Genomic DNA, 15,009 nt, shown 5'->3' with positions numbered 1-15,009 from the left:
GGCGGGCCACCGCGGCGGACGATGAGTCCATGGTCAGCACTCCGCCCGAACGGGACGTCGTCGAATCCGAGCTGGACGTAACGCCCCGCAAGCAGTGGGCCGCCGGGATACCGGGGGTCGCGGTGTCGCTGCGCCGCGGCGTCGAGCAGATGGGCGCGGTGCGCACGGCCCGCACGCTGCGGCTGCTCAACCAGCGCGAGGGGTTCGACTGCCCCGGCTGCGCGTGGCCGGAGCCGCGCGGCGGGCGGCACGTGGCCGAGTTCTGCGAGAACGGCGCGAAGGCGGTCGCGGAGGAGGCGACGCGACGGCGGGTCGGGCCGGAGTTCTTCGCGACGCACTCGATCGCCGCGCTGGCGGAGAAGACCGACTACTGGCTTGGGCAGCAGGGGCGGATCACGCAGCCGGTGGTGCTGCGACCGGGGGCGACGCACTACGAGCCGATCGAGTGGTCGGAGGCGTACTCGCTGATCGCCGCACAGCTGCGGGCACTGTCCACACCGGATGAGGCGGTGTTCTACACCTCGGGTCGGACCAGCAACGAGGCCGCGTTCCTCTACCAACTGCTGGTGCGGTCGTTCGGGACCAACAACCTGCCGGACTGCTCGAACATGTGCCACGAGTCGTCTGGCGCGGCGCTGGCCGAGACGACCGGGGTCGGCAAGGGGTCGGTCAGTCTGGCGGACATCGCGCTGGCCGACCTGGTCGTGGTGGTTGGGCAGAACCCGGGGACCAACCACCCGCGGATGCTTAGCGCGTTGGAGCAGGCTAAAGAGGCCGGGGCGCAGATCATCGCGGTCAACCCGCTGCCGGAGGCCGGGCTGCTGCGGTTCAAGAATCCGCAGAAGGTTCGTGGGGTGCTGGGCAAGGGGACGGCGCTAGCGGACGTGTTCTGCCAGATCAGGCTGGGTGGCGACCAGGCACTGTTCCAGGCGATCGGGCACCTCTTGCTGCGGTGGGAGGCCGAGCGACCGGGGACGGTGGTGGACCGGGAGTTCGTCGACAGCCGCACCGAGGGGTTTGACGCTTACGCCGCCCACGTCGCGGAGGTCGACTGGGATGCCGTGGACACCGCGACCGGGCTGGACCGGCAGGAGGTAGAGCGGGTCGCGCGGATGTTCGCCGACTCTTCGCGGATCATCGTGTGCTGGGCGATGGGGCTGACCCAGCACAAGCACTCGGTGCCGACGATCCGCGAGATCGCCAACGTCGTGCTGCTGCGCGGGATGATCGGGAAGCCGGGGGCGGGGCTGTGCCCGGTACGCGGGCACTCGAACGTGCAAGGCGACCGGACCATGGGCATCTGGGAGAAGATGCCGGAGAAGTTCCTGGCGGCGCTCGATACCGAGTTCGGGATCACCTCGCCGCGCTCACACGGCCTGGACACCGTTGGGTCTATCCGGGCTATGCGCGACGGCAAGGCGAAGGTGTTCATGGCAGTGGGCGGCAACTTCGCCTCCGCCAGCCCGGACACGGCGGTGACTGAAGCGGCGTTGCGCGCGTGCGACTTGACGGTGCACGTGTCGACGAAGCTGAACCGATCGCACGTCGTTCACGGCCGCACGGCGTTAATCCTGCCGACGCGGGGGCGGACTGAGCGCGACGAACAGGCGGCCGGGGAGCAGTTCGTCACGGTCGAGGACTCGATGTCGGTCGTGCACCGGTCGCGCGGACGGCTGGAGCCCGCGTCGGAGCACCTGGTGTCGGAGGTGGGGATCGTGTGCGGGGTGGCCCAGGCGTTGTTCGGGCCGTCGCACCCGGTGCCGTGGGCGGAACTGTCGGGCGACTACGACCTGATCCGGGACCGGATCTCGCGGGTGGTGCCGGGGTGCGCCGACTACAACGCGCGGGTGCGGGAGCCGGACGGGTTCGTGCTACCGCACGCGCCGCGCGACTCACGCGAGTTCACCGGGACCAGGGACGACCGGGCGGTGTTCACGGCCAACCCGCTGACCGTGCTGCGGGTGCCGCCGGGTCGGTTGCTGCTGCAGACGCTGCGCAGCCACGACCAGTACAACACCACGATCTACGGGCTGGATGATCGTTATCGCGGGATCAAGGACGCGCGGCGGGTGGTGTTGGTGAATCCGGCGGACATCGCGGAGCTCGGGTTGGCTGATGGGCAGATGGTGACGCTGGTCAGTGAGTGGCCGGAGGATCCGACGGGGGTGGTGGAGCGGCATGCGCACCGGTTCCGGGTGGTTGCTTACGACACGGCGGTGGGGTGTGCGGCGGCGTACTTTCCGGAGGCGAACTCGTTGATTCCGTTGGATTCGACGGCGGATACGTCGAACACGCCTACGTCGAAGTCGGTGGTGGTGCGGTTGGATCCGGAGTAGGTGGGGGACTCACGTTGGGTGCCTGTGGATTCGGCTACGGGAGTCGGCTCGCATACGACTTCGCGGCGTGCGGGTCGGCCTCGTCGCCTGGCGGCGAGCTCGGCGACCCGGGCGGACGGCCTCGTTGCCTGGCGGCAAGCTCGGCCACCGGGATCGGACGGCCTCGTCGCCTAGCGGCAACCTCGGCGTCCGATCCGCGATTTTCGAGCTTTGCTCAATGCGGTGGACCTGTTTTGCGCGGGGCCCCTACGACACCCGACGCAGAACCGCAAAGCAGGGGCCCAAAAGACTGGCCCTGCCGCGCGGAAACGCTACGGGTGCCGTCCCCCCACACAAAACAGGTCCACCCCATCGAGCATTTGGCACCAGCGAGTCCGACTGTCCAGGCGCTGGGATGGCAGGGCAGCCGAGAGCGGGCTGAGTTGGCACGGCCGGGTCCGAGTGTCCAGGTGCTGAGTAGGTGGGTTGGGGCGGACCTGACGGGGAGCGGGCTGACACCGTCGGGTCCGTCCGAGTGCCCATTGGTCGGCTAGGTGGGCTGGGGTGGACCTGACGGGGAGGCGGGCTGAGATGGCACCGACGGTTCCAAGTGTCCAGGGGCTGGGTTTGTGGGTTGGGGCGGATCTGACGGCAGCTGAGTTGGCACCGCTGGGTTCGAGTGACCAAGGCTGGGCAGGTGGGCTGGGCCGGACCTGACGGGGGCTGGGGTGGCACTGGGGATTCCGAGGGGCCAGGGGCTGACTGCGGAAGGTGCGTGGCGGGGCGAGGTCGTGGGGGTGGGTGATCTGGTCGGAGGGGGAACTGAGGCCGCGCCGGGGGTTGTGGCTGGGGGGTGGAGTAGTGGGGTGCGGTTGTTGGCCATCTGCGGTGGGGGTGCGGGGGTGCGAGGGTGACGGGGTGAGCGAGCCGCGGCGGGAGTTGGAGCGGGTTGGGGATGGGGGTGGGCCGGGGGCGGCTTGTGCGCGGGTGGCGTTGGGGGATGGTGATGTGGCTGAGCGGTTGCGGGCGGCCATTTTGGCGCTGGCCCGGGGGCGGGGGGGCGGACAGCAGCATCTGTCCGTCTGATGCTGCGCGGGCGGTGGCGGAGGACTGGCGGCCGCTGATGGCGCGGGCTGGGGAGGTGGCTCGTGAACTCGCTCGGGCAGGCGAGGTGCAAGTTACCCAGCGGGGGGCTGTGCTTGATCCGGACGGGGAGTGGCGAGGACCGATCCGGATCCGGGTGAGTGATGGCTGAGCACGGTGGCGAGCACTACGTGGTGATCAAGGGCAGGCGGTGGCGGGCCGCTGACCCGGAGATTCCCGAGGAGGTGGCCGGTCGGTTGCGGGCCCTGTTGATGAAGGCCCGCCGGGATGTCGGGGCGGCTTTGCGCGAGCAGGACGCCGAGGCGGAGCGGGAGGCTCGGGGGCGGGTGCAGGTCGCCAAGGTCGCCTTGGGTGAGCGGGGTACGCCCTGGTGGGAGCAGAGCGGCGCCGAGCGGCGGCAACGGTGGGAGCGGGGGCTGGACGCGTTGAGCTGACCGCCGGACAAGGGGGTGATACTGATGTGACGCGCGTCTCGTTCCGGTATCGGCGGGGGCGTCAGTGGCGTTGCGGAGGATGACCGATCGACCTCAGGGCAGGGAGTGCTGATGTCCGCGCCGGAGACTTTGACCATGTACTCGACCACGTGGTGCGGGTATTGCCGCAGGCTCAAGACGCAGTTGGACGCGGCGGGGATCGAGTATGTCGAGGTGGACATCGAGGAGACGCCGGGGGCGGCGGATTTTGTGATGTCGGTCAACGGGGGTAATCAGACTGTGCCGACGTTGCACTTTCCTAGTGGGGCGGCGTTGACGAACCCGTCGTTGGAGCAGGTCAAGGCGGCGCTGGTCGGGTAGGTCAGTCCAGCCGGTGGCCGCGGAAGAGCAGCCACAGGAGCCAGGCTTGGACCAGAGCCCCGGCGACCAGGACGGCGGTGGTCAGGACGCCGTCCCAGGGTGGGGCGAGGTCGGGGGTCAGCACGACCAGCAGCGACGCGGGCAGGGTCACGGCTATCGCCAGGACCCCGGCGAAGGACGCGTCCGGGCCGGTGTGCACGGCCAGGAGAACGGCGACAGCGATGAAGGCGAGGGTGATCACGCCGACGTAGCCGAGGACGACCTTGCGCGCTCGGCGTTGGTTGCTCCACCTCGTGGTCGTCACCCCGCCAGCCTGCCGTCCGCGGCGGCTGGTCGCAGGAGGGACATGGCGGCGTTGTGGCCGCCGATACCGCTGACGCCGCCGCCGCGTTGGGTCGAGCTGGCGCAGCGCAGCACGTTGGGGATGTCGGTCTCGACACCCCAGGCGGTGCCGTACGGCCAGGTCAGCGGACCGTGGAAGATGTTGCCCCTGGGCATGGCGAGTTCGGCCTCCAGGTCGCGGGGGTCGCGGGCCTCCAGGCACGGCGCGCCGTCGACGGTGGCCAGGCAGGACTCGATGGGGTCCAGCAGGTAGCGGTTCAAGCCCTCGAGGTACCGGCTGACCAGGACGTCCTGGGTACCCGGGGTGTCGAACAGGGTGTCGGGGGCGTGCAGGCCGAACAGGGTCAGGGTGTGCGCGGTCGGCGAGTCCACAATGGACCGGTCGGTCAGCGTGTGGCAGTACATCTCGCCCGGTGGCCGGGTCGGCGGACGCCCCTCGGCGCTCTCGCGGTAGGCGGTCTCCAGGTCGGTGTAGGTCTCGTCGAGGTGGAAGGTACCCGCGAAGGCGTCCTCGGGGCGGACGCCGGAGCGGAGGCGGGGTAGGCGGTCGAGCAAGAGGTTCATCTTGAGTTGGGCGCCAGGAGCGGATGGACGCGCGGGGCGGCCTAGTAGGCGGTCGAGCACAGCAGGAGCGACACCGGAGAAGACGTGATGGGCGGCGACAGTAACCTCGGTGTCGCTGTGGTGGTAGGTCACCTCGGCGGTAGTGCCATCAGCCGCAATCCCGACAACTTCGGCGTTAGTACGTAGGTCGGCGCCCGCTTCCCGGGCGACCCGGGCGAGTTCTCCCGTCACCGCGCCCATGCCGCCGACGGGGACACGCCAGTCGCCGGTGCCGTTACCGATGACGTGGTAGAGGAAGCAGCGGTTTGCGGCTAGATCAGGATCGGCGAGCGATGTGTGGGTACCGATCAGGCCGTCGGTAGCGACAACACCTCGTACCGCGTCGTCGGTGAAGACCTCTTCCAACGTCTGGGCTAGTGGTTGCTCGAAGACCCAACGCCAAGCGTCCTGACCTGCGGCGCTGGTGACCAGATCGCGCAACGCGGCTCGATCAGGCAATGGCTCGAGCATCGTTGGCGCGACAGCCTGCGCCACAAGAGCCATCGCGGCATAGAAGTCTTGCCAGCGGACGTATTCACTGTCAGATCCGGTAAGAGCCCGGAAGGAGGCTGCGGTGCCTGACCCACCCACCAGCAGCCCGGTGTGCACGCCGTCGCGCTCAAGAGGCGTATAGGACGACACCGACCGGGAGCGCAGCGTGAGTCGTAGGCCCAGGTCGCTGACGATCTGGTCTGGCAGCAGGCTGACTAGGTAGGAGTACCGCGACAAGCGCACCCCGGGGAACGGGCTAGCGCTCACCGCGGCACCACCTACATGCCCAAGACGTTCAAGCACCAGAACCGACCGGCCCGAGCGGGCGAGGTAAGCGGCAGCGACAAGCGCGTTGTGGCCACCGCCGACCACGACAACGTCATATGCGTCCACCAAGCCGACCGTAGTGCGATAGGCGCTGTCCTGTAAGTGCAGCGCCCTATGTGCGCAGGTAAGAGGCTCCGTTGAGGTCGAGGATCGTCCCCGACGCCCACAGTGCTTCCGGGGATGCCAGGTACACCACGGCCGCCGCGATCTCCTCCGGCGTGGCTACCCGGTCGAACGGGCTTTGCGCGCGGATGGCATCCCCTGCCGACCCCTCCAGTCGCCCGGACACGCGTTCGGTGTTGACGAACCCGGGCGCGACCGAGGTGACCGAGATGCCGTGCGGGGCGAGCGCGATCGCCAGGGACTGACCCAGCGCGTGCAGACCCGCCTTGCTCGCGCCGTACGCCGGGTGCTCCGGTTCGCCGCGGAAGGCGCCCCGGGACCCGACGTTGACGATCCGGCCGCCGCCGCCCTGTTCGATCATGCGGACCGCGACCTGGTGGGTCAGGTTGGCCGCGCCGATCAGGTTGACCGCGAGGACGTCGCGCCAGGCCCGGGTCCAGTCGGCGTAGGACGTGGTGACCGGCGGGTGCGCCGGGGTCAGCAGCGCGGCGTTGTTGACGAGCACGTCCACGCCGCCCAAGCCCTCGACCGTGGCCGCCACGAGTGGCGGAACGGCGGCGGGGTCGGTCAGGTCGGCGCCGACCACCAGATGACCGTCGCCGGGCAACTCGGCGACGAGCCGTTCGGCCCGATTCACTCGACTGGAGTAGTGCACCGCGATCCGGTCACCCTGCGCCGCGAAGGACCGGGCGACTGCGGCGCCTATACCACCGGACGCGCCGGTAACCAGGACCCGGCGCGGTGGTCGAGTCACCTCGGCGGCCGATTCGTTCCCAGTATTCATGTTCCCACCTTCCCAGTAGCGGTCGAAATGGGAGGTATGACCTCATTGGTATGTACCAATATGGGGGATTCCCCTCCTACCGTCGGGACCTACCCTGCACACCTCGCCCTCAATTGGAGAGCGTGATGAATCGCAAGTTCACCGCTGCCGCACTGGCAGCACTCACGGCGGGTGGTCTCACGACCGCCATCGCCTTAACCCCCTCGGCGACGGCGGGCCAGTCGGCCCCGGCCGTCGCCGTGGCCGATGTGGCCTCGGCCGATGTCCTCAGCGCCATGTCCCGTGACCTGAAGATCACCACCGAGCAGGCCAAGCAGCGCCTCAACCGCGAGTACAAGGCCACCAAGACCGAGCAGGCCCTGCGCGGCACGCTCGGCGGCACCTTCGGCGGCGCGTGGCTGGACGCGGGCGCCAACACGCTGACCGTCGCGGTCACCGACGCCTCGAAGGCGGACCAGGTGCGCGGTCTCGGCGCGGTCCCCAAGGTCGTCAGCCGCAGCCAGGCCCAGCTCGACGCGGCCAAGGCCCGGCTGGACGACAACTCCCGCAAGGCGCCCAAGACCGTCCCGGGCTGGTACGTCGACGTCAACACCAACGCAGTGGTGGTGCTGACCAAGGCGGGCGGCCAGGACGCCGCGACCGCGTGGGCCAAGGCCAGCGGCCTGGACACCGCCGCCGTGCGCTTCGAGACGACGGCCGAGGAGCCACGGCCGCTGATCGACGTCATCGGTGGCAACGCGTACAGCTTCGGCGGCAGCCGCTGCTCGATCGGCTTCTCCGTCGAGGGCGGGTTCGTCACCGCCGGTCACTGCGGCACCGCGGGCACCCAGACCACCAACCCCAGCGGGTCGGTCGCCGGGTCCAGCTTCCCGGGCAACGACTACGGCTGGGTCCGCGTCGCCGCGGGCAACACCCCCCGGCCGCTGGTCAACCGCTACTCCGGCAACACGACCGTCGGCGTCGCGGGCAGCACCGAGGCCGCTGTCGGCGCGTCGGTCTGCCGCTCCGGTTCCACCACCGGCTGGCGCTGCGGCACCATCCAGCAGAAGAACTCCTCGGTCACCTACCCGCAGGGCACCGTGACCGGCCTGACCCGGACCAGCGCGTGCGCCGAGCCGGGCGACTCGGGCGGTTCGTGGCTGGCGGGCAACCAGGCGCAGGGCGTCACCTCCGGTGGCTCCGGCAACTGCAGCCAGGGCGGCACCTTCTACTTCCAGCCGGTCAACGAGATCCTGCAGGTCTACAGCCTGCGCCTGCTGACCCAGGGTGGTCCCGACCCGACGACCAGCAACCCCACTACCACCACCACCGGTAACCCCGGTGGCGGTACCTGGGCCGCGTACACCAACTACGCCGTTGGCGCTGTCGTGACCTACGGCGGTTCCAGCTACCGGGCCATCCAGGGACACACCTCCCTGCCTGGCTGGGAGCCGCCGAACGTGCCGTCCCTGTGGGCTCGGCAGTAAGAGCTCAGCAGTAAGAGCTAGGTAGTAAGAGCTCAGCGGTAAGAGTTCTGCGGTAACCCCCAGAGCGGGCCGCTCCCCGACGAACGCAGGCGCCGGGGGGCGGCCTTTCTGCTGTGCGCGGACCTAGGCTGGGGGCCATGGGACGGGTGACGGTGCGCAGGCCGGTGGTGCGGGTAGGACCGGAAGGTCGGCGGGTCAGGCCGGACGCGCTGGTGGCCGAGGAGCCGCTGGAGATCCGGGTCGGCGGGCGGGCACTGGCGGTCACCATGCGGACCCCGGGGCACGACGTGGAGTTGGCGCACGGGTTCCTGTTGACCGAAGGGGTCATCGGGGATCGCGCGGACATCGCGATCGCGCGGTACTGCGACGGTGTGGACGATCAGGGGCGCAACACGTACAACGTGCTCGACATCGCGTTGGCGGAGGGGGTGCCGCCGCCGGATCCCGGTGTGGAGCGGAACTTCTACACGACGTCGTCTTGTGGGGTTTGCGGTAAGGCTGCTTTGGACGCGGTTCGGTTGAAGACTCGGTACTCCCCCGCCGCGGATGAGATACGGATTTCGGTTGGGATGCTGTCAGGGCTACCGGATGTGTTGCGGGAGAAGCAGAAGCTGTTCGGTAGTACAGGAGGGCTGCACGGGGCTGGGCTGTTCACTTCGGACGGTACGGCGCTGGTAGTGCGGGAGGACGTCGGTAGGCACAACGCTGTCGACAAGGTGCTGGGGTGGGCACTGCAAGAGGGTTTGGTGCCGTTGCGCGAGACCGTGCTGCTGGTGTCGGGGCGGGCGTCCTTTGAGTTGGTTCAGAAGGCCGCGATGGCGGGCGTGCCTGTGCTCGCAGCGGTGTCGGCGCCATCGTCGTTGGCCGTGGAGTTGGCTGACGAGCAGGGGATGACGCTGATCGGCTTCCTGCGCGGCGAGACCATGAACCTCTACACGGGCGACGGGCGGGTCGTGTGAGACCGCTCGACGGCCTGGTCGTGCTGAGCTTGGAACAAGCGGTAGCCGTGCCTTACGCAACAAGGCTGCTGGCGGATCTTGGGGCAAGAGTCATCAAGGTAGAGCGACCCGGGTCCGGCGACTTCGCCCGGCACTACGACCGCGCCTGTGGGGACGTGTCGAGCTACTTCGCTTGGACGAACGTGGGCAAGGAGTCGCTCACGGTTGATCTCAAGCATCCCGACGGGGCCGCAGTGGTCACCGCCATTGCCGCGCGGGCGGACGTCGTGATGTGCAACCTCTCCCCCGGTGCGGCGCGCAGGCTTGGGCTGGACGCCGACACCCTGCGTTCGGCGTTTCCGCGGCTGATCGTGGCGGAACTGTCCTCCTACGGCGATGGCGGCCCTTATCGCGACCGGAAGGCCTTCGACGCGTTGATCCAGTCTGAGACCGGGCTGGTTGCGGCTACTGGGGACGGGTCCTCTATGGCTCGCGCCGGGATCTCAGTGGCTGATATCGCCGCCGGGACCCAACTTCATGCGGCGGTTCTAGCGGCGCTGCTGGGGCGCTCTAAGACCGGTGAAGGTGCCACGCTGCGGTTGACGTTGATGGAGGCGCTAGCGGAGTGGATGCACCAGCCCGCCCTCTATGCGCACGGGACCGGCAAGGACCCTGAGCGGGTGGGGGCGCATCACCCGACGATCGCGCCGTACGGGCCGTTCACCTGCCGGGATGGCGGGGCGGTGCACTTGGCGGTGCAGAACGACGGGCAGTGGGGGCGGCTGTGCGCGGTGGTCTCGCTGGCACCGGACGCGCGGTTCGAGACCGTGGCCGGGCGGGTGGAGCACCGGGCGGAGCTGCACGCCCAGTTGCAGACCTACTTCGATCAGGTGGACTCTGACGAGCTACTCGCGGATCTGGATCGAGCGGACGTCCCCGCCGCCCGGACCCGACCGGTCGGGGAGCTGACCCGACACCCGCAACTGGTCGCCCGGGGGCGGTGGACCGAGGTGCCCGTCCCCGGTGGGGTGACACCGCTGCTCCGACCCCCGGTAGACGGCCTGACCTGGGAAGCCGCACCGGTACCCGCCCTCGGCGAGCACACCGACGCGGTGCTGGCGTGGCTCGGGTACCCGGTGGACAAGATCGCCGACCTGCGGTCGCGGGGGGTGACTTCGGCGACACCACTGGTCTGAACGGGCGGGCGGGGGAACACGAATGCGACCCTGTGTGTCTGAACCGAGAAACGTCCGGCGCGTCTCACACGATTGAGGTGAGGGACGAACCCAGGGGGGCTCTGGGTCCGTCGGGTGCTCGGGGAGGAACCATGGCGGGACTGGGCAAGGCGCGGGTGAGCAGGCGGTCCCTGCTCGTCGCCGGTGCCGCTGGTGCCACGACCGCCGGGATCGCGCTCGGCGCGGCCAGCGGGACGCTGCCGGTGCTCAACGCGCTCGCCGAGACCCTCGGCGGGGTGGACCCGGTCATCCGCACCGAGCGGGTGCGCTCGGCGGCCCGTGGCGCCGAGATCGACCTGGTCACGATCCTGCCCGAGGAGCGGCCGGACCGGAACCTGCCCGTCTGCCTGTTCCTGCACGGCCTGCGCGGCAACGCCCGGCGCGCCGCCCCCACCGGTCTCGCCCGCACGCTGGCCAAGCGGGTCGCCGACGGCTCGCTGCCGCCGTTCGCCTTCGTCGCGGTCGACGGCGGCGACAACTACTGGCACGAGAACCACGTCGGCGACAACTCGATGGGGATGCTGCTGGAGGAGATCCCCCGGTGGCTGGCGCAGCGGGGGCTCGCACCGCAGCCGTTCGCGTGCGCAGGGGTGTCGATGGGCGGGTTCGGGGCGCTGCTCTACGCCCGGCGCCGCAACGAGCTGGGTCGCCCGCTGAACGCGGTGTCCGCCATCTCACCGGGCCTGCTGATGTCGTGGCGCGAGATGAGCACGCGGCGGGCGTTCAAGAACAACCTCGAGTGGGCGTCGCTGGACCCGCTGCGCAACGTCGAGAAGCTGGGGCAGACGCCGGTCGGGATCTGGTGCGGGACCGAGGACCACTTCATCGAGGGCACCCGCAAGTTCATCCGGCTGGCGCGGCCGGAGGTGGCGTACACGGGACCCGGTGGGCACGGGGACTCGTTCTACCGGGGTGTGGTGCCGTCGGTGCTGGACTTCCTGGGCAAGCACGCGCCGAGGGCCGCCGACCAGGGGTAGGTCGCGGGTGTGCGCGGCTCGTTGAGGATGACGGTGACGGTGACGTCTCTTAGCTCGGCCACGCTGCGGTGGAAGACGCGGTTCGCGCTAAGAGCGGTGTTGACGTAGGGCACCGATCTCGTAGCCGTCAGCCGGGACGACGTGTCCCTGCATTTCGGCAGCCAACTCGACGACCTCGTTGAGTTGGTCTTCAGCGAGGAGAGCCTCAACCACCTCATCGCGACGGCGACGGCCGCGATGGCGGACCTCCGGGCGGTCGCGGGGGTTGGCGGTCAGGGCTGAGGGTGGTGGGTGTCGGACCGAGGGCTGTGGATAACTCGCGGTGGGCGGGGCGCGCGGTGGGGTGTGGGGGTGCGGGACTTGGCGGCGGGGTTCGGGTGGAGCCGCAGGTCGGACGGGGGTTGCAAGATCAAACTGGCCGAGCTGCCCCCGATGTACAGCCTATCGGAGAGAGGCAGGACGGCGGGGCGGGTGGGCGGGGGGCTGTGGATAAGTGGGGGGAGCTGGAGGAGTGGGGGCACGCCAGAAGGCCGCCGGACCCGGAGGGGGTGCGGCGGCCTTGTGGGGGGAAGAGAACTAGGCGGACTTCTCGCGGCGTTCGCGGCGGGAGGGCTGGCGGGCGACGATGGTGGGGTTCACGTTCTCGCGGACCGTCTGCTCGGTGATGACGACCTTGGCCACGTCGGTGCGGCTGGGGATGTCGTACATCACCGACTGGAGGACCTCCTCCATGATGGCGCGCAGGCCGCGGGCACCGGTGCCGCGCAGGATGGCCTGGTCGGCCACGGCCTCGAGGGCGGTGTCGGTGAACTCCAGCTCGACGCCGTCCATCTCGAAGAGCTTCTGGTACTGCTTGACCAGGGCGTTGCGCGGCTCGGTGAGGATCTGGACCAGGGAGACCTTGTCCAGGTTGGTCACGCTGGCCAGCACCGGCAGGCGGCCGATGAACTCGGGGATCAGGCCGAACTTGATCAGGTCCTCGGGCATCGTGTCGGAGAACACCTCGGCGGCGTCCAGGTCGGCCTTGGAGCGGATCTCGGCGCCGAAGCCCAGGCCGCGCTTGCCGACCCGGTCCTGGATGATCTTCTCCAGGCCCGCGAACGCGCCGGCCACGATGAACAGCACGTTCGTCGTGTCGATCTGGATGAACTCCTGGTGCGGGTGCTTGCGGCCGCCCTGCGGCGGGACGCTGGCGGTGGTGCCCTCGAGGATCTTGAGCAGCGCCTGCTGCACGCCCTCACCGGAGACGTCGCGGGTGATCGACGGGTTCTCGCTCTTGCGGGCGATCTTGTCGACCTCGTCGATGTAGATGATGCCGGTCTCGGCGCGCTTGACGTCGTAGTCGGCGGCCTGGATGAGCTTGAGCAGGATGTTCTCGACGTCCTCGCCGACGTAGCCCGCCTCGGTGAGCGCGGTGGCGTCGGCGATGGCGAACGGGACGTTGAGCAGCTTGGCGAGGGTCTGCGCGAGGTAGGTCTTGCCGCAGCCGGTGGGGCCCAACATCAGGATGTTGGACTTGGCCAGCTCGACGGTCTCCTCGCGGGACTCGCGGCCCTCCGGCCGGGCGCGGTCACCGGCCTGGATGCGCTTGTAGTGGTTGTAGACCGCCACGGCCAGGGAGCGCTTGGCGTCGTCCTGGCCGATGACGTACTGGTCGAGGAAGTCGTGGATCTCGGCCGGTTTGGGCAGTTCGTCGAGCTTGACGTCGCCCGCCTCGGCGAGTTCCTCCTCGATGATCTCGTTGCAGAGGTCGATGCACTCATCACAGATGTACACGCCTGGGCCGGCGATGAGCTTCTTCACCTGCTTCTGGCTCTTCCCGCAGAAAGAGCACTTGAGCAGGTCTCCGCCGTCACCGATACGTGCCATGACCGCTGACCTCTGTCCCCTCCGGCGCACCCGGGGCGGTGCGCCTGGCTGTGTGTCCGGCCCGGCCGGGCCCGGGTCACACGGGTCAGAGACCACGCGTGACCGGGCCGGTCGCGACCGTTGCCCTCGACGGTACCCGCCAACCCCGCCGAAGCGGGAGAAGCAGGCGCCGACGCGAGCCGATTGCTGCACTGCGGGTGTCGACCCGGTGTCGGGGCCGGGGCCCCGAACCTAGTCGAACACGGTAGGCCGTCCACGGCTCGCGTGTCGGGTCTTTTCGACCGACCACCGCCTCAGCCGAGGGATTTCGCCCACTCAGCTCTGGGTGGAGAGCTTCCGGTAGGGCAAGACCTCATCGATGATGCCGTATTCCTTGGCCTGGTCGGCGGTGAGGATCTTGTCCCGCTCGATGTCGCGGCGCACCTGGTCGACGTCCTTGCCGGTGTGCCTGGCCAGGGTGATCTCCAGGGCGGCGCGCACCCGCTGGATCTCCGCGGCTTGGATCTCCAGGTCCGAGACCTGGCCGTAGACGCCCTCGGTGGAGGGCTGGTGGATGAGCACCCGGACGTTGGGCAGCGCGAACCGCTTGCCCTTGGTGCCCGCCGCCAGTAGGACCGCGGCCGCGGAGGCGGCCTGGCCGAGGCAGAAGGTCTGGATGTCGGGCCGGACGTACTGCATCGTGTCGTAGATGGCCATCAACGAGGTGAACGAGCCACCCGGGGAGTTGATGTACATCGTGATGTCGCGGTCGGGGTCGGTCGACTCCAGGTAGATCAGCTGCGCCATGACGTCGTTGGCGGAGGCGTCGTCGACCTGGACGCCGAGGAAGATGACCCGCTCCTCGAACAGCTTGTTGTACGGGTTGGACTCCTTGGGCCCGTAGCTCGTGCGCTCCACGAAGGACGGCAGCACGTAGCGGGACTGCGGGAGGTGCGGAACGTGGATCTCACTCACGAGGTGCTCCTGTTTTCTCTGCGTCCGCGGCCGGGATCAGTTCGCCGAGCCCACGCGCGCCGCGCGGCTCACCACGTGGTCGATGAAGCCGTACTCCTTGGCCTCCTCCGCGGTGAACCAGCGGTCGCGGTCGGCGTCGGCGGTGACCTTCTCCACCGTCTGCCCGGTCTGCTGCGCGGTGATCAGCGCCATCTCGTACTTCCACTTCGCGTACACCTGCGCGCGGATGGCGATGTCGGAAGCGGTACCACCGACCCCGGCGGAGGGCTGGTGCATCATGATCCGGGCGTGCGGGAGCGCGTAGCGCTTGCCCGGGGTGCCGGAGGCGAGCAGGAACTGGCCCATCGATGCCGCCAGACCCATCCCCCAGGTGGCCACGTCCGGCTCGATCAGCTGCATGGTGTCGTAGATCGCCATGCCCGCGGTGACGGAGCCACCGGGAGAGTTGATGTAGAAGGTGATGTCGCGCTCGGGGTCCTCCGCGGCGAGCAGCAGCAGCTGCGCGGTGATGCGGTTGGCGATCTCGTCGTCGACCTCGGAGCCGAGGAAGACGATGCGCTCACGGAGCAGCCGCTCGTACACCGAGTCGTTCAGGGTTAGCCCCGCGGTGGACCGCATATGGGGCGAGAGGTGCTGCGTCACGTCTGCCTGCCTTCTCCAAGTCTGCCTGCGTACTACTGATCTCT

15 protein-coding genes are annotated in these 15,009 nt (G+C 69.2%); 9 read left to right on the top strand and 6 right to left on the bottom strand.

Features of this window, described 5'->3' with window-relative positions; all coding sequences use genetic code 11:
- Positions 1-29 precede the first annotated feature (29 nt).
- From LV75_RS10845 to LV75_RS10835, 4 genes are all read left to right on the top strand, one after another.
- Positions 30-2,336, top strand: coding sequence for an FdhF/YdeP family oxidoreductase (locus LV75_RS10845; RefSeq protein WP_253886681.1), 2,307 nt, complete (start codon positions 30-32; stop codon positions 2,334-2,336).
- A gap of 934 nt (positions 2,337-3,270) precedes the next feature.
- Positions 3,271-3,570, top strand: a complete 300-nt coding sequence (locus tag LV75_RS35860; RefSeq protein ID WP_372504157.1) for a DUF3253 domain-containing protein — start codon at positions 3,271-3,273, stop codon at positions 3,568-3,570.
- Positions 3,563-3,853 (top strand): hypothetical protein, encoded by a 291-nt coding sequence (locus LV75_RS10840; protein WP_253886680.1) that lies wholly within the window; start codon positions 3,563-3,565, stop codon positions 3,851-3,853. The genes LV75_RS35860 and LV75_RS10840 overlap by 8 nt, the downstream gene beginning before the upstream one ends.
- Before the next feature lie 111 nt (positions 3,854-3,964).
- Positions 3,965-4,213, top strand: a complete 249-nt coding sequence (locus tag LV75_RS10835; protein ID WP_253886679.1) for a mycoredoxin — start codon at positions 3,965-3,967, stop codon at positions 4,211-4,213.
- Position 4,214: 1 nt separating this feature from the next.
- Here the strand turns inward: LV75_RS10835 and LV75_RS10830 are convergent, their stop codons facing one another.
- The 3 genes from LV75_RS10830 to LV75_RS10820 are packed head-to-tail and all read right to left on the bottom strand — an operon-like array spanning position 4,215 to position 6,884.
- On the bottom strand, positions 4,215-4,517 hold the full coding sequence (locus LV75_RS10830; RefSeq protein WP_253886678.1) for an SCO4225 family membrane protein: 303 nt from the start codon (positions 4,515-4,517) through the stop codon (positions 4,215-4,217).
- A complete protein-coding gene (locus tag LV75_RS10825) occupies positions 4,514-6,043 on the bottom strand; it encodes a phytoene desaturase family protein (RefSeq protein WP_253886677.1) in 1,530 nt (509 codons plus the stop codon). The genes LV75_RS10830 and LV75_RS10825 overlap by 4 nt, the downstream gene beginning before the upstream one ends.
- Positions 6,044-6,089: 46 nt before the next feature.
- Entirely contained in the window at positions 6,090-6,884 is a 795-nt protein-coding gene (locus LV75_RS10820) for an SDR family NAD(P)-dependent oxidoreductase (protein ID WP_253886676.1), read from the bottom strand.
- Between the two features lie 125 nt (positions 6,885-7,009).
- Between LV75_RS10820 and LV75_RS10815 the strand changes: the two genes are divergently transcribed.
- The 5 genes from LV75_RS10815 to LV75_RS10795 all read left to right on the top strand — a co-directional run bounded on the left by LV75_RS10815 (position 7,010) and on the right by LV75_RS10795 (position 11,782).
- The gene (locus LV75_RS10815) at positions 7,010-8,350 is read left to right on the top strand and encodes an alpha-lytic protease prodomain-containing protein (RefSeq protein ID WP_253886675.1); all 1,341 of its coding nucleotides are present in this window, start codon (positions 7,010-7,012) and stop codon (positions 8,348-8,350) included.
- 137 nt (positions 8,351-8,487) lie between these two features.
- Positions 8,488-9,309, top strand: a complete 822-nt coding sequence (gene fdhD / locus LV75_RS10810) for a formate dehydrogenase accessory sulfurtransferase FdhD (RefSeq protein ID WP_253886674.1) — start codon at positions 8,488-8,490, stop codon at positions 9,307-9,309.
- The gene (locus LV75_RS10805; protein ID WP_253886673.1) at positions 9,306-10,484 is read left to right on the top strand and encodes a CaiB/BaiF CoA transferase family protein; all 1,179 of its coding nucleotides are present in this window, start codon (positions 9,306-9,308) and stop codon (positions 10,482-10,484) included. Before fdhD ends, LV75_RS10805 begins: the two co-directional genes overlap by 4 nt.
- A 131-nt stretch (positions 10,485-10,615) precedes the next feature.
- Complete coding sequence (locus LV75_RS10800; protein WP_253886672.1) at positions 10,616-11,500, top strand: alpha/beta hydrolase; 885 nt, start codon at positions 10,616-10,618, stop codon at positions 11,498-11,500.
- 141 nt (positions 11,501-11,641) lie between these two features.
- Entirely contained in the window at positions 11,642-11,782 is a 141-nt protein-coding gene (locus LV75_RS10795; RefSeq protein ID WP_253886671.1) for a hypothetical protein, read from the top strand.
- A 294-nt stretch (positions 11,783-12,076) separates the two neighbouring features.
- Here LV75_RS10795 and clpX read toward each other — a convergent pair whose 3' ends face one another.
- The 3 genes from clpX to LV75_RS10780 all read right to left on the bottom strand — a co-directional run bounded on the left by clpX (position 12,077) and on the right by LV75_RS10780 (position 14,941).
- Complete coding sequence (gene clpX / locus LV75_RS10790) at positions 12,077-13,369, bottom strand: ATP-dependent Clp protease ATP-binding subunit ClpX (protein WP_253886670.1); 1,293 nt, start codon at positions 13,367-13,369, stop codon at positions 12,077-12,079.
- A gap of 315 nt (positions 13,370-13,684) precedes the next feature.
- Positions 13,685-14,323 carry an ATP-dependent Clp protease proteolytic subunit gene (locus LV75_RS10785; RefSeq protein WP_253886669.1) on the bottom strand — a complete coding sequence of 213 codons (639 nt, stop codon included), beginning with the start codon at positions 14,321-14,323 and terminating at the stop codon, positions 13,685-13,687.
- Between the two features lie 36 nt (positions 14,324-14,359).
- On the bottom strand, positions 14,360-14,941 hold the full coding sequence (locus tag LV75_RS10780; RefSeq protein WP_253886900.1) for an ATP-dependent Clp protease proteolytic subunit: 582 nt from the start codon (positions 14,939-14,941) through the stop codon (positions 14,360-14,362).
- Between the last annotated feature and the right edge of the window lie 68 nt (positions 14,942-15,009).

It is taken from the genome of Actinokineospora diospyrosa, assembly GCF_024171925.1.
Taxonomy (GTDB): domain Bacteria; phylum Actinomycetota; class Actinomycetes; order Mycobacteriales; family Pseudonocardiaceae; genus Actinokineospora; species Actinokineospora diospyrosa.
This window is presented reverse-complemented; position numbering and strand designations above follow the sequence as displayed.

Bases quoted from the DNA above. Each gene is read 5' to 3' on its own strand.
- fdhD (WP_253886674.1), top strand. From the start codon at position 8,488: ATGGGACGGGTGACGGTGCGCAGGCCGGTGGTGCGGGTAGGACCGGAA.
- LV75_RS10840 (WP_253886680.1), top strand. From the start codon at position 3,563: ATGGCTGAGCACGGTGGCGAGCACTACGTGGTGATCAAGGGCAGGCGG.
- LV75_RS10835 (WP_253886679.1), top strand. From the start codon at position 3,965: ATGTCCGCGCCGGAGACTTTGACCATGTACTCGACCACGTGGTGCGGG.
- LV75_RS10820 (WP_253886676.1), bottom strand. From the start codon at position 6,884: ATGAATACTGGGAACGAATCGGCCGCCGAGGTGACTCGACCACCGCGC.
- LV75_RS10815 (WP_253886675.1), top strand. From the start codon at position 7,010: ATGAATCGCAAGTTCACCGCTGCCGCACTGGCAGCACTCACGGCGGGT.
- LV75_RS10800 (WP_253886672.1), top strand. From the start codon at position 10,616: ATGGCGGGACTGGGCAAGGCGCGGGTGAGCAGGCGGTCCCTGCTCGTC.
- LV75_RS10780 (WP_253886900.1), bottom strand. From the start codon at position 14,941: ATGCGGTCCACCGCGGGGCTAACCCTGAACGACTCGGTGTACGAGCGG.
- LV75_RS10845 (WP_253886681.1), top strand. From the start codon at position 30: ATGGTCAGCACTCCGCCCGAACGGGACGTCGTCGAATCCGAGCTGGAC.
- LV75_RS35860 (WP_372504157.1), top strand. From the start codon at position 3,271: ATGGGGGTGGGCCGGGGGCGGCTTGTGCGCGGGTGGCGTTGGGGGATG.
- clpX (WP_253886670.1), bottom strand. From the start codon at position 13,369: ATGGCACGTATCGGTGACGGCGGAGACCTGCTCAAGTGCTCTTTCTGC.